19 protein-coding genes and 1 pseudogene are annotated in these 19177 nt (G+C 64.4%); 10 read left to right on the top strand and 10 right to left on the bottom strand.

The features are described 5' to 3' along the window. Positions 1–10: 10 nt before the first annotated feature. The 3 genes and pseudogenes from ACFOKF_RS24765 to ACFOKF_RS24760 all read left to right on the top strand — a co-directional run bounded on the left by ACFOKF_RS24765 (position 11) and on the right by ACFOKF_RS24760 (position 2105). Positions 11–823 carry an SDR family NAD(P)-dependent oxidoreductase gene (locus ACFOKF_RS24765; protein WP_380799224.1) on the top strand — a complete coding sequence of 271 codons (813 nt, stop codon included), beginning with the start codon at positions 11–13 and terminating at the stop codon, positions 821–823. A 16-nt stretch (positions 824–839) separates the two neighbouring features. Then, positions 840–1219, top strand: a pseudogene (locus ACFOKF_RS25675) (VOC family protein). A gap of 58 nt (positions 1220–1277) precedes the next feature. Then, positions 1278–2105: an SDR family NAD(P)-dependent oxidoreductase gene (locus ACFOKF_RS24760; RefSeq protein WP_380799222.1), complete on the top strand. Its 828-nt coding sequence runs from the start codon at positions 1278–1280 to the stop codon at positions 2103–2105. 15 nt (positions 2106–2120) lie between these two features. On the opposite strand, the gene ACFOKF_RS24755 is transcribed toward ACFOKF_RS24760, so the two are convergent. After that, on the bottom strand, positions 2121–3215 hold the full coding sequence (locus ACFOKF_RS24755; protein WP_375285206.1) for a phosphotransferase: 1095 nt from the start codon (positions 3213–3215) through the stop codon (positions 2121–2123). A gap of 143 nt (positions 3216–3358) precedes the next feature. Here ACFOKF_RS24755 and ACFOKF_RS24750 point away from each other — a divergent pair, with 143 nt between their 5' ends. Next, complete coding sequence (locus ACFOKF_RS24750) at positions 3359–4573, top strand: aromatic ring-hydroxylating oxygenase subunit alpha (RefSeq protein WP_099232239.1); 1215 nt, start codon at positions 3359–3361, stop codon at positions 4571–4573. A gap of 55 nt (positions 4574–4628) precedes the next feature. Here ACFOKF_RS24750 and ACFOKF_RS24745 read toward each other — a convergent pair whose 3' ends face one another. The 5 genes from ACFOKF_RS24745 to ACFOKF_RS24725 all read right to left on the bottom strand — a co-directional run bounded on the left by ACFOKF_RS24745 (position 4629) and on the right by ACFOKF_RS24725 (position 10610). Continuing rightward, a complete protein-coding gene (locus tag ACFOKF_RS24745; protein WP_380799221.1) occupies positions 4629–5777 on the bottom strand; it encodes an aminoglycoside phosphotransferase in 1149 nt (382 codons plus the stop codon). Between the two features lie 137 nt (positions 5778–5914). After that, positions 5915–7057 (bottom strand): epoxide hydrolase family protein, encoded by a 1143-nt coding sequence (locus ACFOKF_RS24740; protein WP_380799220.1) that lies wholly within the window; start codon positions 7055–7057, stop codon positions 5915–5917. Between the two features lie 15 nt (positions 7058–7072). Beyond that, entirely contained in the window at positions 7073–8167 is a 1095-nt protein-coding gene (locus ACFOKF_RS24735; protein WP_380799219.1) for a phosphotransferase, read from the bottom strand. 3 nt (positions 8168–8170) lie between these two features. Then, positions 8171–9748 carry a phytoene desaturase family protein gene (locus ACFOKF_RS24730; protein ID WP_380799218.1) on the bottom strand — a complete coding sequence of 526 codons (1578 nt, stop codon included), beginning with the start codon at positions 9746–9748 and terminating at the stop codon, positions 8171–8173. A gap of 25 nt (positions 9749–9773) precedes the next feature. Then, positions 9774–10610 (bottom strand): SDR family NAD(P)-dependent oxidoreductase, encoded by an 837-nt coding sequence (locus tag ACFOKF_RS24725; protein WP_380799216.1) that lies wholly within the window; start codon positions 10608–10610, stop codon positions 9774–9776. Positions 10611–10834: 224 nt separating this feature from the next. On the opposite strand from ACFOKF_RS24725, the gene ACFOKF_RS24720 reads away from it, so the two are divergent. Genes ACFOKF_RS24720 through ACFOKF_RS24710 form a run of 3 tightly spaced genes read left to right on the top strand, consistent with a single transcriptional unit; the run spans position 10835 to position 13183 of the window. Further along, positions 10835–12085: an acyl-CoA dehydrogenase family protein gene (locus tag ACFOKF_RS24720; protein WP_380799215.1), complete on the top strand. Its 1251-nt coding sequence runs from the start codon at positions 10835–10837 to the stop codon at positions 12083–12085. A gap of 17 nt (positions 12086–12102) precedes the next feature. Then, complete coding sequence (locus tag ACFOKF_RS24715; protein WP_099233943.1) at positions 12103–12468, top strand: hypothetical protein; 366 nt, start codon at positions 12103–12105, stop codon at positions 12466–12468. Positions 12469–12475: 7 nt separating this feature from the next. Continuing rightward, on the top strand, positions 12476–13183 hold the full coding sequence (locus ACFOKF_RS24710; protein WP_380799214.1) for a TetR/AcrR family transcriptional regulator: 708 nt from the start codon (positions 12476–12478) through the stop codon (positions 13181–13183). A gap of 49 nt (positions 13184–13232) precedes the next feature. On the opposite strand, the gene ACFOKF_RS24705 is transcribed toward ACFOKF_RS24710, so the two are convergent. Then, the gene (locus tag ACFOKF_RS24705; protein ID WP_099233945.1) at positions 13233–13589 is read right to left on the bottom strand and encodes a hypothetical protein; all 357 of its coding nucleotides are present in this window, start codon (positions 13587–13589) and stop codon (positions 13233–13235) included. A gap of 175 nt (positions 13590–13764) precedes the next feature. Here ACFOKF_RS24705 and ACFOKF_RS24700 point away from each other — a divergent pair, with 175 nt between their 5' ends. The 3 genes from ACFOKF_RS24700 to ACFOKF_RS24690 all read left to right on the top strand — a co-directional run bounded on the left by ACFOKF_RS24700 (position 13765) and on the right by ACFOKF_RS24690 (position 16977). Continuing rightward, the gene (locus ACFOKF_RS24700; protein WP_099233946.1) at positions 13765–14508 is read left to right on the top strand and encodes a GntR family transcriptional regulator; all 744 of its coding nucleotides are present in this window, start codon (positions 13765–13767) and stop codon (positions 14506–14508) included. Positions 14509–14510: 2 nt separating this feature from the next. Next, positions 14511–15674: an acyl-CoA dehydrogenase family protein gene (locus ACFOKF_RS24695; RefSeq protein WP_099233947.1), complete on the top strand. Its 1164-nt coding sequence runs from the start codon at positions 14511–14513 to the stop codon at positions 15672–15674. A gap of 79 nt (positions 15675–15753) precedes the next feature. Next, positions 15754–16977: a cytochrome P450 gene (locus ACFOKF_RS24690; protein WP_380799212.1), complete on the top strand. Its 1224-nt coding sequence runs from the start codon at positions 15754–15756 to the stop codon at positions 16975–16977. 43 nt (positions 16978–17020) lie between these two features. Here ACFOKF_RS24690 and ACFOKF_RS24685 read toward each other — a convergent pair whose 3' ends face one another. The 3 genes from ACFOKF_RS24685 to ACFOKF_RS24675 are packed head-to-tail and all read right to left on the bottom strand — an operon-like array spanning position 17021 to position 19140. After that, on the bottom strand, positions 17021–17620 hold the full coding sequence (locus ACFOKF_RS24685; protein ID WP_380799211.1) for a malonic semialdehyde reductase: 600 nt from the start codon (positions 17618–17620) through the stop codon (positions 17021–17023). A gap of 10 nt (positions 17621–17630) precedes the next feature. Beyond that, a complete protein-coding gene (locus ACFOKF_RS24680) occupies positions 17631–18215 on the bottom strand; it encodes a gamma carbonic anhydrase family protein (protein ID WP_380799209.1) in 585 nt (194 codons plus the stop codon). A 4-nt stretch (positions 18216–18219) separates the two neighbouring features. Next, complete coding sequence (locus ACFOKF_RS24675) at positions 18220–19140, bottom strand: quinone oxidoreductase family protein (RefSeq protein ID WP_380799208.1); 921 nt, start codon at positions 19138–19140, stop codon at positions 18220–18222. Between the last annotated feature and the right edge of the window lie 37 nt (positions 19141–19177).

The following is a 19177-nucleotide window of genomic DNA, read 5'->3' as shown; positions in this document are numbered from 1 at the left end:
GAAGATGCCCATGACAGACCTATCGGGACGCGTCGCTATCGTCACCGGATCGGGCGCCAATATCGGGGAAGCTTGCGCGCGCGCCCTGGCAAAGGCGGGCGCGACAGTGATCCTGGCGGATATCGCGGCTGAACGGGCAGAAGCCGTCGCCCGGTCTATCCAGGCGTCGGGAGGGCAGGCACAGGGGATGGCCCTCGATCTTGCGCAGGAGGACAGCATCACGGCGCTGGTCGCAAAGGTGATGCGGCAGCATCATCGCATCGACATCCTCCACAACAATGCCGCCGACACGCGACTGGAGCAGATGGCGGCCGATGGGTCGCTTCTCGATCTCGACGCCGCGACCTGGGATCGCGCCTTCCATGTCAATGCACGGGGCACGATGCTGATGATCAAGGCGGTCGCGCCGCACATGATTGCGGGCGGTGGCGGCTCCATCATCAATACCTCGACCGGCGTGGCGTTGACCGGCGACATCAACAATCCGTCCTATTCCGCATCCAAGGCGGCGGTGTACGCGCTGACCCGCAATGCAGCGGTGCAGTTCGGCCGGTTCAACATCCGGGTCAATGCGGTGGCGCCGGGCCTCGTGCTCTCTCCGCTGGCCCGGGAGATGATGACCCCCGACCAGATCGCCATGATCCAGCGGCATGTCCTGCTGCCGCGCGAGAGCGTACCGGAGGATATTGCCGGTGCGGTGCTGTTCCTGGCGTCGGATGGCGCGGCCTTCATCACCGGGCAGGTGATCGGCGTGGATGGCGGGATCGTTCACCACACGCCCTATGTCGCCGATATGCTGGAATGCATGAGCCGGGCGCACTGACCGGACAGAGGGCGCTATGGGCATCTTCACGCATGTCTGCCTTGGCAGCAACGATCTGGAACGGTCCGCCCGTTTCTACGATGCGGTGCTTGCGCCGCTGGGGATCGTCAACCTCGGCCCATTTCTGGATCAGGGCATCGGCTATGGGCGACGGGCTCCCGAATTGCTGATCCTTCGCCCGCTCCAGGGCCCGGCAGCATGCGGCAATGGTGCGACATTGGGCTTGAAGGCGCCGGATCGCCGTGCGGTCGATGATTTTCATCGCGAGGGTTTGGCGGCGGGCGGGGAAGATGCCGGGCCGCCGGCCCCCGTGGAGCGGTGCCCCATGCCTATGGCGCCTATCTGCTGGACCCCGACGGTAACAAGATCTGCGCCTATTGTTTCGATCCGCCCTAGGCGGCTAGGTATCGCTGGTCGGCGCCCAGCGTTTATCAGGTGGATAGAAGGAAGCGAAATGGTGGGATCTTTGGACGGTCGCGTGGCGATCGTGACGGGCGCGGCGCAGGGCATAGGGCTGGAGGTCGCGACCGTGCTGGCCGAGAGGGGCGCGACCGTGATCCTCGCCGACATATTGGCGGATCGGGTGGAGACGGCGGCGGCCTCGCTGCGCGGCAAAGGGCTCAAAGGCGAAGCTGAGGCGTTCAACCTGACCGACGAGGACAGCGTTTCTGCCGCTGTCGCGCGGATCGCAAGCAGGCATGGCCGGATCGACATCGTCCACAATAATGCCGCCTATCAGACGGTCGAGCAGCGCGGGCTCGATCGCGATGTCATCCATCTCGACACCGGCGCCTGGGACAAGGCCTTCGCCGTCAATGCGCGGGGGCCGATGCTGCTGTGCAAACATGCGCTGCCGGTGATGATCGCGGGCGGCGGCGGATCGCTCATCCATTCCGCGTCCGGTTTCGGCCTGCTGGGGGAAATGACGCTGACGGCCTATGGCGCCTCCAAGGCGGCGCTTATCAACCTCAGTCGCTTCCTCGCGACCCAATATGGCAAGCAGGGCATCCGGTCCAATGTCATCGCGATCGGCTTCGTCCTCAGCGACACGGCCGTCGAAACGACGCCGCAGGTGGTCAAGGACGTGCTGCTCGACCATCATCTCAACCCGGAGCTGGGCAGCCCGCGCGACATCGCCCATGTCGTCGCCTTCCTGGCGTCGAACGAGTCCCGTTTCATCAACGGCGCGATGATCCCGGTGGACGGCGGCTTTACCGCGCACCAGCCCACGATGGTCGATTTCCAGCGGCTGTTTGCGGCATCGGGGAGCAATCAGCTATAGCCGGTCGGCGCGCCGTCAAAAGAACGCGTCGACAAGCTTCGCGGTTTCGAGATCCTCATAGGCGGTGGTCAGCCGCAGATGGTTCATGACGTTGATCTCCCAGCCATAGTTGACGACCGGGGTGGTCAGCCAGCCGATATAGACGCCCCATATCAGGGTCCGCCGATATTCGACCCAGGCGCTGTCGAAGGCGGGCGGACGCGCGACGCCTTCCTGCCCCAGGCGGTCCAGATAATAGCCCAGCAGATCGCGCTCATGCGCCCGCCGGTCGGCGATGGAAAGGCCGGTGGTCACGATATAGTTGACGTCGTGCATCGCATAGCCGCGCACCATCAGCTGCCAATCGAGCAGGCCGGCCGTGCCGTCGGGCAGGCGGTAGCTGTTGCCAAGATGCGTGTCGCCATGGAGCAGTGTCTGGGGCAGGGTAGATTGATGGCGCTGCACCGCCTGCACGCCCGCCAGCAGCCTGTCCGGCGTGGTGCGCAGCCGCTGCACCATTTCCCGCTTGAAATTCTCGGCCTCGACCTCATGCGCGATATAGGCGGGCGCCAGTTCGTTCATCATCGTCGCGACCGCGCCTTCGACATGGGTTTCGACCCAAGCCAGATCCGCGCCGAACCGGGGCGACTGCCAGAAGCGGGCGTGCAGCCGGGCCAGTTGATCCAGCAAGGCCCGCACATCGTCCGGCCCGGTCCGCACGGTCGTATTGGGGAAGGTCGCCCCCCGCACGCCCAGATCTTCGAGCAACAGGCCGAAATGCGTGGTGGCGGCATCAAAGTCGCCGCCGTAACAGCGCGGCGCCTCGATCGTGAGTTCCGGCCGGATGCCCCGGTAGAAGGCTACTTCATTGGCGTAGAAGGGGGCCATGATCTCATCGACAGCCCGGGTGAGCTTGAGCACCAGCCGATTGGGCAGGTCAGGGTGCGTGGCGCCTCCATAGTCGACCTCGATCGCCACGCGTCCGGCGGTCGATACCATCTGCTCGCCATAGGTCTTCGCGTCGATGATGCGCAAGTCGGTGACGGTCGCGCCGGTGCTCGCCGTGGCCAGCAGCTGGTTGATATAATCGACCGTGATGCCGTCCGTGGATGTGGGATGTGTCAGGGCCATGGGCATACTCGTCGGGACTGGGGGCGGTCAGCTTGGCGGTAGCCGGGCGGCAGAGACCCTATCCAATTGCAGGTTCCTTGATCCGGAACCTTGCCAGTCTGGCCGAAAGAAGAGCCATGGGCTTTGGTGCAGGAGAGACGAGGATGCGTGAAGCTGCGTTAGAATTGCTCAACCGGACGATGGACGAGCAGTTGAAGCGATCCGAACATCCCAGCGATTTCCCCGCGCTCCCTCCGATCCCCGCCGGTCGCTATACCGATCCGCGTTTCGAGGCGCTGGAAAAGGACGGGCTGTGGAACCGCACCTGGCTGCTGGCCGGCATTGCATCGGACCTGCCCACGCCGGGTTCATACCGGCTGTTTCAGCATCTGGACCGCTCGGTCATTCTCTCCCACGGCAAGGATGGCCGCATCCGGGCCTTTCACAATGCCTGCCGGCACCGGGGATCGCCGCTTCTGCTGGAGCCGCAGGGGCGCGCCATGCGCTTCATCTGCCCCTATCATGCCTGGGGTTACGACCTGGAGGGCGCGCTCAAATCGGTTCCCAGCCAGCATGATTTCGCTTGCCTCGACAAGGCGGAAAACGGCCTGATTGAAGTGAAATGCGAGACCTATCGCGGTTTCATCTTCGTCAATTTCGACGATGACGCAGAACCGTTGCAGGATTTCCTGGGAGAGTTCGTAGCGCTGACGGAAGGCTATCCGTTGGAACGCATGGTCGTGAAGGATCATTTCTTCGTCGAAATGGCGTGCAACTGGAAAATCGCATACCATAATTTCCTTGAGATCTACCATGTCAACACGGTCCACCCCAAGACATTGGCGCCGCATCTCGATTCACGCAGTTTCGTTATCGCGCTTTACGAGGGCGGCCACATGCGGTTCGGGACGCGGAAGAAAGGCGGGGAGTCGCTGTTCAAGACGCCGCCGGTCAAGCCTGATGACATCGCGCCGGTCTTCCTGGAAAATACGGTCGCGCTGCCGACCTTCCCCAACAGCTTCTTCTCGCTCGATCCCGTGGGATTCAACCTGCAATGTTTCTGGCCGATGGGGTCCGACCGGTCTGTGATGGAAGTGCGTCAGATGGGATGGGCGACCGACAGCGAGGAGGACAAGCTCTACTGGCAGGGGATGCGCACGGCGACCGAGCATATCCTGTCGGAAGATCTGTGCCTGTTCGAAAATATCCAGCAGTCGCTGCGCAACGGGACGATCCCGTCGATCTGGGCGGGCTATCAGGAGCGCGCGCTGTACTGGTTCGAGGAAGAAATCGATCGGCGCATCGGGCCGGATCGGGTGCCGGCCGATTTGCGCGTCCAGCCGCGCATCGGGTCCTTCATGGCGCCGCGCAGCGCCTGATCGTGCCGCAACAGCCCCCTCTGCCGCGGCTGCGCGCGGCAGAGGGGGCTGGCCGTCATTCGCCCAGCAGCTTCCAACTACCCAGATCCTCGCCGGCGGCGAAGAAGCGCTCGTTCATCGGCAGGCCGTTCTGGCCCCAATAGTCCATGTTCGCCACCCAGGCCTGGATTCCGTACATCGCCCAGCGCGGAATCTGTTCATTCCAGATGGTGTCGAGATCGATGACATTGGTCGCGCCTTCCCGGATCAGGCAGTCGCGATAATGGGCGATCAGGTCGCGATGATTTTGCCGGCGCTCCTCGATCGTCAGCGATCCGACCGTGAAATAGGTGAGGTCGCGCCATGGCCGGCCGCGCCGGCCCAGTTGCCAGTCCACCCACATGCGCTCGCCATTGGGCTGGATATAGGTGTTGCCCTGGTGGCAGTCGCCCAGGATGATGCAATAGGGCGCGTCGAAGGCGCGTTCGAACGTGACCAGCCGGTCATAGGCGCGCTCGACCCGGCGCGCGTCGTCCAGATAATGTCTGGGCGCGATAGCGCGGAAATTGGGGTCTTTCAGATTTTCCTCGATCCAGTGCCACATGATGCGGACCTGGTCATAGTCGACCGGCACCGCCATGGATGTCGGTAGCCAGGGCGCGGCTTCGGGCGTGATCAACGGGCTTTCCCACAGGCCCGCATGCAGCTTTGCCAGGTCCGCCAGCGCGTTCGCGACTCCGTCGACACCGGCATGCTGGGTCGAATGGCCGAATTTCCCGCCACGATCGATGAGGTCTTCCAGCACGATTACGCCGTGCGCCGATCCGTCATCATCCCAGTCGGCATAATAGCAGGTGGCCGTGTTGGCGGTGAGCTTGTCCGTCAGGAAATGATAGAAGCGCGCTTCGAGCGCATGGATATCGACGTCGTCGAACATGCCCGACCAGTTCGACTTGATGCACAGGTTGCGCGGCAACCCGGCGGCCCGTCCGGCCGCGTTCCAGTCCACCGCGACGCGCAATTTCGTCGTGTGGCTGTCGAACAGTTGCACAACCTCCAGCGATTGCGCGACGACGCCCGGATATTTGTTGGCCAGCAGCGATCCCAGCCATGCGGCGTCCGGCGTGAACCGGCCATGGGGCAGGGGCGCGGTGCGGGCGGGATAGGGGCGGGGGACAAGATGCCGGTCGATGACGGCAGGGGTGGCGACGGCAGGCTCGCTCATGCACTATCCTCTCTCTTGTGGACCGCGCCGCCACCCTGCATCAATGCAGTCATCCGGCACGATCCCGATGCGGAGGGGATTTTGGTCGCTGGAAGGGAAATCGAGCCTGCCGGGCGGTAGGTCGGTTGCGAGAGGCGCTACCCTCGCATTGCGCCGAAACAGGCCCGCAATTCTTCGACGAACAGGGCTGGCTGCTCGAAGGCCGCGAAATGGCCGCCGGCATCCAGCTCGTTCCAGTGAACGAGGCGCGGGTAGCTGCGCTTGGCCCAGCGCCGCGACGGCCGGAAAATCTCCTGCGCGAAGATGCTGACGCCCACCGGCAGGTCCAGCCGGCGAGGCTGAAACGCGTTGGCGCTTTCCCAATAGAGCCGCCCGGACGACGCGCCGCTGTTGGTGAGCCAGTAGAGGCTGATCACATCCAGCATTTCGTCGCGCGTCAGGGCCTCTTCCGGCAAGCCCCGATTGTCGGTCCATGCCTGGAATTTCTCGTAAATCCAGGCGGCTTGCGCCGCGGGCGAGTCCGCCAGCCCATAGCCGATCGTCTGCGGCCGGGTGCCTTGCAGCTTGGCGTAGCCGGAATCATGCTCCTGATAATATTGCATCCGCTCGACCGTTTTGGCCTCGGCGGGGGTAAGGTCGGCAAAATCGCTCTCCTCCGGAAAGACGAGCGGCATGTTGAGATGGACGCCGATACATTCGGGCGGCGCCGCCATGGCGATGGAGGTCGTGACCGCCGCGCCCCAATCGCCGCCCTGCGCGGCGAAGCGGTCATAACTCAGGCGCCGCATGAGCCGGATCCAGCTTCGCGCGATCGTCTCGACGCCCCAGCCCGTGGCCGTCGGCTTGCCCGAAAAGCCATAGCCCGGCAGCGACGGGACGACGACATCAAAGGCCGGCGCGTCGGGCGCGCCATGGGCAGCGGGATCGGTCAGGGGGCCGATCACCTTCAGAAATTCCAGCACCGATCCCGGCCAGCCATGGGTCAGGATCAGCGGCAGCGCATCCGGGCGGGGGCTGCGTACATGGATGAAGTGAATGGACAGGCCATCGATCGCGGTGGTGAACTGGGGCAGGGCATTAAGCGTCGCCTCACACCGCCGCCAGTCATAGCCGTCCGCCCAATAGGCGCACAGATCGCGCATCACCGCGAGCGGGACGCCCTGGCTCCAGTCACCGACCGTCTGCGGCTCGGGCCAGCGCGTGCGGCGCAACCGGAGGCCCAGGTCGTCCAGTGCTTCTTGCGGAATATCGGCGCGAAAGGCCGTGATGGCGTCGGTCATCCGATCATCTCGTCATCAAAATTGCACGCCGAGCGCGGCGACCGTGCCCAGATCCTCGCCCGCGACGAAAATGCGCTCGACGATGTGCATGCCCTTCTGGCCCCATTCGTCCATGTTCGCGATCCACGCCTGCATCGCATAGGGCGGCCAGCGGCGATAATATTCCCATAGCGTGTCGTCGTCCGGGACGCCGAGCGCCCCCGTTTCGATCAGGCAGTTCCGATAATGGCGCAGCAATTCGCGGTCATGCGCGCGCCGCTCCTCGATCGTGAGCGCGCCCAGCACGAAATAGGTGAAATCGCGGATCGGCCGACCCTTGCGGACCAGTTGCCAGTCGAGCCACACCCGCTCGCCATCGGGGCGGACATAGCTGTTGCCCTGGTGGCTGTCGCCATGGACAAGGCACCACGGCCCCTGTTCCTTGGTCTGCGCGAAATCGATCAGGGCGTTATAGACGCCATGCAGGCGCGAGAGATCGTCCTTGATCCAGCCCGGCAGGAAGGCCTGATAGTCCGGCTTGGCATGGTTCTGCTCGGCAAAGCCGTACATCATGGTCAACTGCTGCGTGTCCACCGGCGTCGCCATGGAGACGGGAAGCCAGTCGGCCGCGTGAAGGACCGGGCGGTCCCAGAAGGCGCCATGGATGCGGGCAAGGCTGGCGACCGCACGGGCCGCTTCCTCCACGCCCATATGGTCGGTGCTGATGCCGAAATGGCCGCCCTCGACGGAGAGATCCTCCATCACGACCAGTCCCTGACCGCTGTCGGGGCGCGGATCCCACGCCTCGAAATAGGAGCGCGGCGCCGGGAAGGCGACGTGGCGGCGGAAATCCTCGTAGAAGCGCGCTTCGAGGCGACAGATGCCCTGGCTGTCGAACTGCGCCCAATTGGCCTTGAGGCAGACATTGTCGGGGATGCCCGCCGCCTTACCGACATCGTTGAGGGTCAGCTTTACCTGATATTTGGTGGTGTGGCTGTTGCGGAGGAACACCTGCTCCATCCCCTCGACCACAATGCCGGGATAGCGCGGTTGCATGATCTGCGTCAGCCACTGCGCCGTCACATCGTCCAGATGCGCGGGGATGCCGACCGGATTGGGTATGTTCGACATCGCTTATTTGATCTTCTTGAGTTCGCGCAGCGCCCGGTTGGCGGCGATCCGTCCGGCAATGCCGGATACGCCCCCGCCCGGATGCGCGCCCGCGCCGCCGATCAGGAAGCCGGGGAAGGGCGGCTTGGGACCGCCGAAACCGGTGGCCGGGCGATGGACGCCCGACCGCAGGGCACCGAAATCGATATGGGTCACGCAGCCGTTGGTCACGTTGAGCCGCTTCTCGCGTTCCCGCGCGGTTTCGACGAAGCGGCCGACTTCCGTGTCCAGGCCGTCGTAAAATTCGCCCAGATGACTGATTACAGATGTCATGGTCCGGTCCTTGAGCGCGGGCGACCAGCCCTCCCGCGCGTCCACGGCGACGCCAGGCAGATAGACATAGGCGAGCGAGCCGCCCGGAGGCGCCTGCGTCGGGTCGGAATTGGACAAGGGGCTGAGCGACATGGCGTGCCGGTCGGGAATATCGCCGCGCCGCGCCATGGCGAAGGACTCGCGCACTTCCTCCGGCGTGCCGATCAGCCCGACCGCCTTGTTGAGATCGGCGTCGTCATGCCGCAAATCCTGATGCTTCTTCAGGCTGAGCGGCCCCGACATGGCGATGTTCGTGAGGAAGGGCGCCGCGTTCGAGCGGTTCGCCGGGGCATGTTCGATCCGCTGGGTCAGCGCTCGCGGCACGCCGCCGGGCGTCGTGAGGCGCATGGCCGTGCGGGGATCGCAGGTTGCGATGACCATCTTCGCTTGGATGACCCGCCCGTCCTCCAGCCGTACGCCCTTCGCCGCGCCGTCATCGACGAAGATCTCCGCCACCGGCGCATTGAGTTCGATCGTCGCGCCCGCGTCCTCGATGCTGCGGGCGAGCGCGTCGGAGAAGGATTGCAGGCTGCCGATCGGCTTTCCGGTGCCATATTTATGGGTGACGGCAAAGATCATGTAGGCGGCGGCATTGCCGTCGTCATCGACCGGGCCGGCCCCCGCCGCGATGCCCAGCAACAGGGCGATCGTCGCCGGATGCTCGAACCGCTCGCAGGCGATCTGGTCGGCCGTTGCCTTCGACATGGCGATCAGTTCGTCCTTCAGCCGGACGTTGCGGACCGCGCTGCCGATCATCTTCGACAGGTTCTTGACGTCCGGCCGCCCGGGCTCCGCCATCATCAGCGGAAAGCCGATGTCCATCATGACGTTCAGCGTCTTCATGAACTCCAGATAGGCCTTGCCGTCATTGCGGTTGATGCGGGCAATATCCTCCGCCGTGCGGTGATAGTCGTAGAAGAGCGCGATCGAGCTGCCATCGGGATGGAGATAGGCATAGGTCGGATCGGGATCGACGGTGCGAAGGCCATATTTGGGCAGGTCGAAATCCTCGATGATGCCGGATTTGCGGGCGAACAGAAGTTCGACCGCGCAGGGCGTCACCAGATGGTCGGGGGCTTCGGGGATCATATAGCCCGAGCTGGTCATGCCCCCGACCTTGGCCAGACGCTCGACCACGACGACCTTCTTGCCGGCCTTGGCCAGATATCCGGCGGCAGCCATGCCATTATGTCCTGCGCCGATGACGACGACGTCGACCTGATCCGTCATTTCCTCTTCCCCTTTTTGTGCCCGGTCAGCAGTTCGCGGCGGCGGTATAGGCCTTGCCCCATTCGGCCAGCGCGACCAGGCGGGTCTTTCGATCGGTCTGGATCTGCGGGATTTTCTCCTCGTCCGGGCCATCGGGAACGATCACCAACGGTTCCTTGCCTAGGCTGGCTAGGGCGAGCGCGCAGACATCGGCCGGATCATAGGCCATGGAATAGTCCATCCCCAGTCCTTCGGTGGCGCGGCGCAGGGTCGGCGTATCCATGATCGGGGCGGCGACGCCGACGATATCGACATTCTGCCCGTCCAGTTCGGCCCAGAGCGATTCGACGAAATTGAGTTCGAACGCCTTGGTCGCGGAATACATGACCAGCCAGGGCTGCCCCCCAAGGCCTGCGCCAGACGACATGACGATAACGCCACCCTTGCCGCGCTTGAGGAAGCGATTGCCAAAGCCATGCACCGCTTCCAGCACATTGGCCGCATTCATGGTGAGCAGTCGGAGCGATCGATCGACGGGTTCGCCGAAGAAACTATTGCCCGCGCCGTCCGCGCCGGCATTGGAAATATAAAGGCCGATGTCGAGATCGGCGGTCGCCTCGACCAGCCGGCTTCCAGCGCCCTGTTCGGTGAGGTCGGCGGTGATGGCCCGATATTCGATGCCATGTTCGGTTGCCAGCCGCTGGCCGAGCGCATCGAGCGCCTCCTGCCGGCGCGAGACCAGCACCAGATGGATGCCTATGGCGGCGAGCTGTTCCGCATAGCAGGCGCCGGTTCCTTCGGATGCGCCGGCGATGATGGCCCAGGGGCCATATTTGTCGACGAAAGCGGCGCGGTCGAAGGGCGGAAGGTCTATTTTACGCATCGGTGCAAGTCCTCTCTTGGAGCCGGCCTTATCGGCGCTGTCGGCGATTGCGCGGACCCTAGAAGAGGAGCGTTCGCCGACAGCCTATCGGGAGGCAGGGCGTGTCGAAACGATAATGCAGCGATCCGCAGGAAGGTGGGGCGGGCAGGCGCGCCCGGATCATGCTTGTCATACAATGACAATAACGTCATTATATGTGGAAATAGCGAGGAGGGATGATTCGGATGCGATCTGAAACGGTAGAAAAGCACCCGGCGCACAAGCAGCCCGTGGCCTTCGTTGCCGATCCCATAGGTGTCGCGTCGTCGTTGCGGCCCTTGCTGGAGCACCATGCCGCGGCCTGCGAGCGGGAGCGACGGATCGTTCCCCCGGTGATGGAGGCGCTTCGCTCGTCCGGCCTGTTCCATATTACGGCGCCCGAACGGGCCGGTGGGCCGGGACACAGGCTGACCACCCATATCGAGACCGTCGCCGAACTGGCCAAGGGCTGCGTCGGCACTGCCTGGGCCTATGGTCTGCTGTCCGGGATTACCGGAACGGCGTTCGCGTTGCCGCCGGCCATGACAGAGCGGCTGTTCCAGACCGGCGAGGAACTATTTTGCAGCGCCTCCGCGCCTTCTGGCAAAGCCGTTGCGGTGTCGGGCGGCTATCGCGTGTCGGGGCGCTGGGGCTATGGATCGGGGTGCCTGCATGCCGATTGGGCGCTGAACGGCGTCATGGTCGATACGGATCGGGGTGTTGAACCCACTTTGGCATTTCTGGATCTGCGCGACCCGGCCTGCTCGATCGAAGATAATTGGCATGTCGCGGGCATGGCCGGTTCCGGCAGCAACATGATCGTCGCGCAGGATCTGTTCGTGCCGGACGAACTCATCCTCTGGACGTCGCGCACGCCGCCTGCCGAGGCGATCCTAGCGATGGAGGGGCTGGAGCCGCGCGATCGCTGGCCGATGGAGCCGCTTTTTCCGCTGGGCGTGCTCGCGCCGATGCTGGGTGCGGCGACGGCGCTGCTCGAAGGCGTGGTGCAGGCGATGCCCAGGCGGCAGGTGGTGGGCTGGACCTATGCCGGGCAGAGCGGTTCGGAAGCGTTGGTCGGCATGACTGGCCGCGCGGCGATGGAGATCGATTCGGCCTGGCTGCATGTGCGCCGGGCTGCCGGGATGCTGGACGAAACCGCGCAACGCCGCGTACTCACAGGCTTCGACAAGGCGCAAATCCAGGCCGATTGCGGCTATGCCATGGAATTGCTGCGCGCGGCGGGCAACCGGTTGATGGATGTTGCCGGACCGGGCGCCTTCGGCCTTTCCAGCCCGTTGCAGCGGATCTGGCGCGACCTGAGCGTCGGCACCCGCCACAATGCGCTGAACGGGCAACTTTCCATCGAACTATATGGCCGGGCGATCACCGGCCTGCCGTCCAATATTGCCCTGCTGCCCGACATCACGCCAGCACCGATCTGGGCGGAACCGAAATGACAGGAGAAGGACATATCATGACACAACCGACCACGCAGGAAATCGCGACATTCCTGAAGACCCAGGCCGACATGTTCAGCGAGGGCCGTATCGACGATTTCATGGCGGCGTTCCGCGCGATCGCGCCGGGCGGATTCAAGGTGCAGGATCCGGCCACCGGCCCGGTTCAGGAAGGCTGGGACAAGCTGGAGGCCCTGTGCGCGCAATATGTCGGGTGGAAGCTGTTCGTCGAGGATGTGAAGGTGAGCGGCAACGAAGCGGTCATCTATGTCCGCAACGAAGGCGAATATGACGGGCATCCTGTCTGCGTGCACAGCATCGAACAGTATATATTCGGCGAGGATGGCAGTTTGCTTGCGCGCTATTTCCACCCGATGCAATAGGGAGGCGATGCCCGACGCCGCGCCTGCTCCCCCCGTTGTCGATCCGCGCACGGCTGCGGCGGCGATCAGGCGCGCCCGGATGCGCGATCGGCTGCTCGACGCCGTGCTCGACCTCTATCAGCCGGGGCAGGGCAGCGGCAGTCTGGTGATCGATGATGTGATCCGCGCGGCGGATGTATCGCGCGGCAGCTTCTACAAATATTTCGACTCCCTCGACGCTGCGGTGAATGAACTGGGCGAACGGATGACGGCGGACCTGATCGCCGATTTCCGCAGGCTGTTCGACGATGTGGCGGACCCGCTGGTCCGGGCGGTCGGCGGCGCGGCGATGGCGATGGCGCGGGCCTGGCATGATCCGCGCTGGGGCGGCTTTACCTGCCGTGTCGACTATGTCGATTATTTCGCGCGGGCGAGCATGTTCGACCTGCTGGTTCGTGATGCGCTGGATGCCGCGCAGGATGGCGGCCAGATGCAGTTCCGGTCGATCGACGTGGCGGTGGATCTGATCGTCGGCATGACGATCGAGGCGCGGCGGCGCCTGATGCTCCGGTCGGTGGAACCACGCGACTATATTGACGAGATGATCGAGCGTACCTTCGCCGGTCTGGGAGCGGACCCGGCCGCCCTCGCAGCGGCGCGCGTGCAGGCATGGGATATGATGACGCGGGCCGCACCCGGCCTTGGCTGGTGGCGGAGCGGGGAGGGGCTCGGCTGACCGGCCGACCCGGATTGCAATCGCGTTGGCTCCAGGAGTCGCCGCCGCCTTAGAGTCGGGTCCAGCAGGGTGTCCCGGCCTTGTCCAGCGGACCGCAGTTGGCAATGCGTGTCGCGCCGTTGGACGCGATCAGGACCAGCCAGTCGCCGCTATCCTCGCAGCGCAGCGCCCAGGCCGCGTTAGGGCCGATATCCCCCCTGAACAGGGACTTGGACGTGCGCGTGCATGTCTGCCCCGCATCATGCATGAGCTTGGCGAAGGCGGCGCTGCGGCCACTCGCATTCTGGGTTTCGATGGCGTTGCTGTAGATGTTGCGGCTGCTGCCTTGCCGCGTGATTTCGGCATAGGCGATCCTGCCGAGCAATAGGACCGCGATAATCGATGTGGGTATCAAGGTCCACAGCATCGCGCGGAGAGCATTGCCGCCAGCATGGCCGCAAGCGCGGCACCACCCGCCATAACCGTCCTGCGGCGTTTTACATTTCGGGCATTTCATGCAGCCGCTTTACAGCGGTTCGCTGGCCCGACACCCTATCCTTGGAGAGGAATGGATCGTTCCGGTCTGCTGCATTCTATAGAATATGGAATCGCAGGATATATCCTCCACGGCCTATTGGGGATCGGCCCTTGACCGGCTTGAGTCACCCGAGATCTTGCAGTCCCCGGCGACGCGGCGCCAGGCCGTGGCGGCGGTGTTGCGATCGAGGATCGTGGCGGGTGTCATTCCGCCTGGCGCGCTGCTGCGGGAAACGGCGCTGGCGCAGGATCTGAATGTCAGCGCGACGCCGGTCAGGGAAGCGCTGGGCACACTGGCCTCCGAAGGGCTGGTCGAAGTCGAAACTCATAGGTTGAAGCGGGCGACGCCGATCGACCCCGACGTGACCCGTGACCTGATCCGCGTGCAGGCCGAACTGTGGCGGCTGGGCTATGGCTGGGGCATGCCCCGCATCGGCGCAGCGGAGATCAGGGCGCTGGAGCGGGCGATCGCACGCTATCGGGCGGCACTGGAGAGCGACGAATATATGGCCGCGATCATGGCTGGCCTCGATTTCCACACGATCTTCATCAAGGCGTCGGCGAGCCGTGAATTGTTGCGGTCGACGCTGGACCGGCGCGGGCTGATCGCCCGCTTCATTTTCCTGCATGGCATCACGACCCTCCGCGAAAGCGGCCTCCACCAGCATGAGGCGATATTGCAGGCCTTCCTGGCGGGCGATCAGGCCGGCGTGCTGGCCTGCCTCGACCGGATGGCGGCGCGCCTGATTGCCCTGTGCGATGGCGAGACCATGGCGGGCGGCGCTTTGAACCAACACCAAAAGGACTGACAATGGATTTCGAACTGCCCGAAGAATATCGCTCTTTCCGCGATATGGTCCGCCGCTGGATGGACAGCGAAGTGCCCAAGGATTGGTCGCGCGCGCTCGAAAAGGACGAGCATCACTATCCCTTCGCGCTGTGGGACAAGTTCACGCAAGCGGGCTTCCACGGCGTCGGCATAGCGGAGGAATATGACGGGCAGGGCGGCGACGTCGTCATGCAGATGCTGCTGGCGCGGGAACTGGCCCGGTCGCTGGGCGGGCTGGCGTGGATTTGGGGCATCACCAGCTTTGCCGGGTCCAAGTCGATCGGCCTTTACGGGTCGGCCGAACAGAAGGCGAAATATCTGCCGCTGATCGCGACCGGCCAGTTGAAGGCCGCGATCGCCTTTACCGAGCCGGGCGGCGGCACGGACCTGCTCGGCGCGATGGCCACCACCGCCGACCGGGTCGATGGCGGGTGGAGGCTCAATGGCGAGAAGATCTGGTCTTCCTCCGCGCATGTCGCCGATTATCTGCTGGTGATCGCGCGCAGCGACAGGGGCGTCGAGAAGAAGCATCAGGGCCTGACCCTCTTCTGGGTGCCGACGAAGACCCCGGGCGTGACGATCACCCCGCTGGCCAAGCTCGGCATGCGGTCGATGGGTAGTTGCTCGGTTCATTTCGAGGATGCGTTCATCGCGGACGAGCATGTTCTGGGTGAGCCCCACAAGGCCTGGTACATGCTGCTGCCCACGCTCAATAACGAGCGCATCATGGTTGGCGCCTTCTGCCTGGGCGTCATCGACGGCGTGCTGGAAGACGCGCTCGACTATATGCAGCAGCGCAAGGCCTTTGGCGGGATCATCGGTCGCTTCCAGAGCCTGCAGCATTATGTCGCCGACATTGCGACCATGCAGAAGACGACCGAACTGATGCTGCATTATTGCGCGGACAAGCAGAGCCGGGGCGAGACTGTCGGCGTCGAGGCCAATATGCTCAAGCTGATGGCGTCCGAAAACGCCAATGCGGCGGCGGACATGGGCATCCAGATATTGGGCGGTATGGGCTATTCGGCGGAAACCGACATGCAACGCTACTGGCGCGACAGCCGCCTGTGGCGGATTGGTCCCATCACCAACGAAATGGTGCGCAACGGGATCGCGGAGAGCCTGGGCCTGCCGCGATCCTTCTGAAGGACAGGTGCCTGGCGTGCGGGCGGCGTCCACTGTCCGTCCGAAATCGCAGGCAAAGACGACAAGGAGAGCAAGTGCGATGATGTTTCCCGAGCAGCCGATTCCCGATCATGTGCCGCCCGAACTGGTGAGCCGGGACTTCCCTTTCATCTTCGGCATGACGACGGCGGTGGACCCGTTCGACGACCTGGCGATGCAGGTGCATGAGGGGCCTGATATCATCTATGCCGTCCACGCCTATCCGGGGGGCACGCCCGCCTGGGTGCCGCGTCGCATGGCGCATCTGCGCGAAATCTATCTCGACACCGATCATTTCTCCTCGACCGACTTTTCGCCCTTCTCCAAGCTGGTGGGCGGGAACTGGATCAACTCGCCAGCGGAACTCGATCCGCCTGCCCACGGGCCCTTTCGCCAGATGGTCAATCCGGCCTTCACGCCCAAGGCGATGGCGGCGCTAGAGGACAAGATCCGGCACTATGCGGTGGAATATATCGACGCCTTCGCCCCGCGCGGCCAGTGCGAGTTCATGGGCGATTTCGCCTTCGAATTTCCGATCAAGGTATTCATGGAACTGATGGGCCTGCCGCATGACCGGATGAGCGAGTTCATGGCGTGGGAAATGAACCTGCTCCACAATCACGATCTGTCCAAGATTGCCGAGGCGACACGCAGCGTGCTCGCCTATCTGGGTGGCGAGATCGAGGACAGGCGGGCCAACCCGCGCGATGACCTCATCAGTTTCGGCGTGCAGGGGCGGATCGGTGACAGGGCGCTGACCGACGACGAACTGCTGGGCTTCATGTTCAACCTGTTCATTGGTGGGCTGGACACGGTTTCGACCAATATGGGCCTGCACTTCCGCCATCTGGGCAGCCATGCGGAGGATCAGGCCTATCTGCGCGCCAATCCGTCGGAAATCCCCCACGCCATAGACGAGCTGATGCGGGCCTATGGCGCGGTGACGACCTTCAGAACCTGCAAGAAGGAGACGGACGTGGCCGGCATACGCTTCATGCCCGGCGACAAGGTGGCGATGTCGACCACGCTCGCCGGTCGCGATCCGGCCGAGTTCGATGCGCCTGCCGAGGTTCGGCTGAACCGGCGGCCACGGCATGTCGGTTTCGGTTTCGGCATCCATACCTGCGTCGGCATGCATCTGGCGCGCCGCGAGTTGCGGATCGCGATGGAGGAATTTCTCGCGCGCATTCCCGACTTCCGCATCGCGCTCGGCCATCAGGTGGAATGCCATCTGGGCATGATCCAGCCGGTCGCCCTGCCGCTGGTCTGGACGCCTGCAAGCTGAACGGCGGGAGGCGTTCGCCTTGTGGCGGACGCCTCGCCCTGCATCAGACGTCGAGGCAGGCCTCTTCGAAATCGAGCCGGGGGTTGCGGGGAAAGAGACCCGCCGGATCGCCATAGCCGATATTGCACAGGAAATTGCTCTTCCACCGGCCGTCCGGGAAAAATTCCGCATCGGTGCCGGCCTGGTCGAAGCCCGACATCGGGCCGCAATCCAGGCCCAGCGCCCGCGCCGCCATGATGAGATAAGCTCCCTGGAGCGTCGAGGAACGCGCCACCGTGTCCGCGATCAGCGCGTCCTTGCCTTCGAACGTGCTGCGCATGTCGCGCGACGGGAACAGCTTGCCATAAAATTCGTAGAAGCGCGTGTCGCCCGCGATGATTACGGTGCAGGGGGCCTGCATAACCTTGTCTACATTGCCTGCGCTCAGATGCGGCTTGAGGCGCGCCTTGGCGGCGGCGGAGCGGACGAAGACGAAGCGGCCCGGATTACTGTTTGCCGTCGTTGGCCCCCATTTGGCGATGTCGTAGAGGCTCCGGACAGTCTCGTCTGTAACCGGACGATCGCTCCATTGATTATGGGTGCGGGCGTTGCGGAAGAGCAGGCTCAGCATGGCATCTTCGGTCAGGGCGGGGGCTTCGGGCATGATCGCAGCCTTATGTTCTGTGGGATTGGGGCATATCCCGATCATTCCAGCCTGCGGCCTCGCGTGCAAGGATCGCATCGGCCTCTTCGCCCAGCTTCGTCATGTCGGAATCGACCCATATGCGATGTTTGCCTGTGGCATAGGCGCGCCCATTGTCCCGATACAGCAGCGCATCGACGATGTTCGCGCGCAGCTTGTCGATGGGGCGGACGACCCGGCCAGGCGTGCCCATGACGAGCGAATGCGGCGGGATGACACTGTCTGGCGGCAGGAAACTGTGTCCGGCGACGATCGAGCCGCGCCCTATGACGCAGCGTTCCATGATGGTCGCGCCGACGCCGATCAGGCAGGCAGGTTCGATGATGCAGCCATGGACCACCGCGCGATGGCCGATGGTGCAATAGTCGCCGATGATCGTGGGATCATCCCAGCCGATATGGACCATCGCATGGTCCTGCACGCTGGCGCAGCGCCCGATCGAGACATAGGCCCGTTCGGAACGGACGACGGCATAGGGCCACAGGCTGCAATCGTCGCCCAGCCGCACATCGCCGAACAGGCGGGCGGTGGAATCGATATAGGCGGGAGTTCCCATCGGATCAGCGGGTGATGACGATCTTGCCATGGGGACTGCCGGCCTGCGCCGCCCAGGCATCGGCGGCATCGGCAAAGGCATAGCGGCGCGTGTCGACGGTCAGGCCCTGTGTCATCGCCATGGCGATCAGCCGATCATAGGCGGCGCGGCGCTCGCTGGCCGGCCGTTGTCCGGTGCCAACGCCGATATGGCTGCGGAAGACGAGGTCGCGCAGGGACAGCGCGACCGTCGGCCCGGCCTGCACGCCGATGCTCATCATGCGCGCGCCGGGCCGGGTGGCGCGCATCGCCGCTTGCGCGGGCGGGCCATAGATGATGTCGAGTACGACATCATAGCCGCCTTCCGAGAGCGCTTGCAGCGCGACGTCGTCATCGCCTTCGCCCAACAGGGCGATCGCATCGGCATGACCGGCGGCCTGCATCGCCTCCAGCCGTTCGCGGCTGCGCGCCGCGGCCACGATGCGACCCGCGCCCAGCAGCCGGGCGACCTGCGCGCCGATCTGCCCAACCGGACCGGTCGCGCCAAGAATGAGGACGGATTCGCCCTTGGCGATCCGCGCTTCCTCCAGCGGGATCAGCGCGCCCGTGCCGGAGATTGCGAGGGCGATAATCTGGTCATCGGGAAGCCCGTCCGGTGCGGGCCAGATCTCCTCTTCGGCCACAAGTGTGCGTTCCGCGATCGCGCCGAAGGGCGGCCTGCTATGGCCGAAATAGACGCGGCTTCCATCGTCCAGCCGTCCGACCCCCTCGCCACCCGGCACATAAGGCGCATCGACGGGACCGAAGAAGCCCTTCGCGCGCATGAGGTCGGTCGGGCCGATACCGGCGGCGGCAACGTCGATGACGCGATAGCCGGGCTGCGCGGTTGGCTCGGGATGATCGGCCAGCGCGAAGCCACCATCGCTGTCGATCAGGGCGGCCCGCATGGCGTTCCCCTATGGTCGTGATGGATGCGGTCGGGCC

Source organism: Sphingobium rhizovicinum (assembly GCF_042647625.1).
Taxonomy (GTDB): Bacteria; Pseudomonadota; Alphaproteobacteria; order Sphingomonadales; family Sphingomonadaceae; genus Sphingobium; species Sphingobium rhizovicinum.
Note: the sequence above shows the minus strand (reverse complement) of the source record. Positions and strands in the feature narration are given on the sequence as shown.

Bases quoted from the DNA above. Each gene is read 5' to 3' on its own strand.
- ACFOKF_RS24740 (WP_380799220.1), bottom strand. From the start codon at position 7,057: ATGACCGACGCCATCACGGCCTTTCGCGCCGATATTCCGCAAGAAGCA.
- ACFOKF_RS24750 (WP_099232239.1), top strand. From the start codon at position 3,359: ATGCGTGAAGCTGCGTTAGAATTGCTCAACCGGACGATGGACGAGCAG.
- ACFOKF_RS24755 (WP_375285206.1), bottom strand. From the start codon at position 3,215: ATGGCCCTGACACATCCCACATCCACGGACGGCATCACGGTCGATTAT.
- ACFOKF_RS24700 (WP_099233946.1), top strand. From the start codon at position 13,765: ATGGAATCGCAGGATATATCCTCCACGGCCTATTGGGGATCGGCCCTT.
- ACFOKF_RS24695 (WP_099233947.1), top strand. From the start codon at position 14,511: ATGGATTTCGAACTGCCCGAAGAATATCGCTCTTTCCGCGATATGGTC.
- ACFOKF_RS24720 (WP_380799215.1), top strand. From the start codon at position 10,835: ATGCGATCTGAAACGGTAGAAAAGCACCCGGCGCACAAGCAGCCCGTG.
- ACFOKF_RS24765 (WP_380799224.1), top strand. From the start codon at position 11: ATGACAGACCTATCGGGACGCGTCGCTATCGTCACCGGATCGGGCGCC.
- ACFOKF_RS24710 (WP_380799214.1), top strand. From the start codon at position 12,476: ATGCCCGACGCCGCGCCTGCTCCCCCCGTTGTCGATCCGCGCACGGCT.
- ACFOKF_RS24725 (WP_380799216.1), bottom strand. From the start codon at position 10,610: ATGCGTAAAATAGACCTTCCGCCCTTCGACCGCGCCGCTTTCGTCGAC.
- ACFOKF_RS24730 (WP_380799218.1), bottom strand. From the start codon at position 9,748: ATGACGGATCAGGTCGACGTCGTCGTCATCGGCGCAGGACATAATGGC.
- ACFOKF_RS24735 (WP_380799219.1), bottom strand. From the start codon at position 8,167: ATGTCGAACATACCCAATCCGGTCGGCATCCCCGCGCATCTGGACGAT.
- ACFOKF_RS24760 (WP_380799222.1), top strand. From the start codon at position 1,278: ATGGTGGGATCTTTGGACGGTCGCGTGGCGATCGTGACGGGCGCGGCG.
- ACFOKF_RS24685 (WP_380799211.1), bottom strand. From the start codon at position 17,620: ATGCCCGAAGCCCCCGCCCTGACCGAAGATGCCATGCTGAGCCTGCTC.
- ACFOKF_RS24715 (WP_099233943.1), top strand. From the start codon at position 12,103: ATGACACAACCGACCACGCAGGAAATCGCGACATTCCTGAAGACCCAG.
- ACFOKF_RS24745 (WP_380799221.1), bottom strand. From the start codon at position 5,777: ATGAGCGAGCCTGCCGTCGCCACCCCTGCCGTCATCGACCGGCATCTT.
- ACFOKF_RS24680 (WP_380799209.1), bottom strand. From the start codon at position 18,215: ATGGGAACTCCCGCCTATATCGATTCCACCGCCCGCCTGTTCGGCGAT.
- ACFOKF_RS24705 (WP_099233945.1), bottom strand. From the start codon at position 13,589: ATGCTGTGGACCTTGATACCCACATCGATTATCGCGGTCCTATTGCTC.
- ACFOKF_RS24690 (WP_380799212.1), top strand. From the start codon at position 15,754: ATGATGTTTCCCGAGCAGCCGATTCCCGATCATGTGCCGCCCGAACTG.
- ACFOKF_RS24675 (WP_380799208.1), bottom strand. From the start codon at position 19,140: ATGCGGGCCGCCCTGATCGACAGCGATGGTGGCTTCGCGCTGGCCGAT.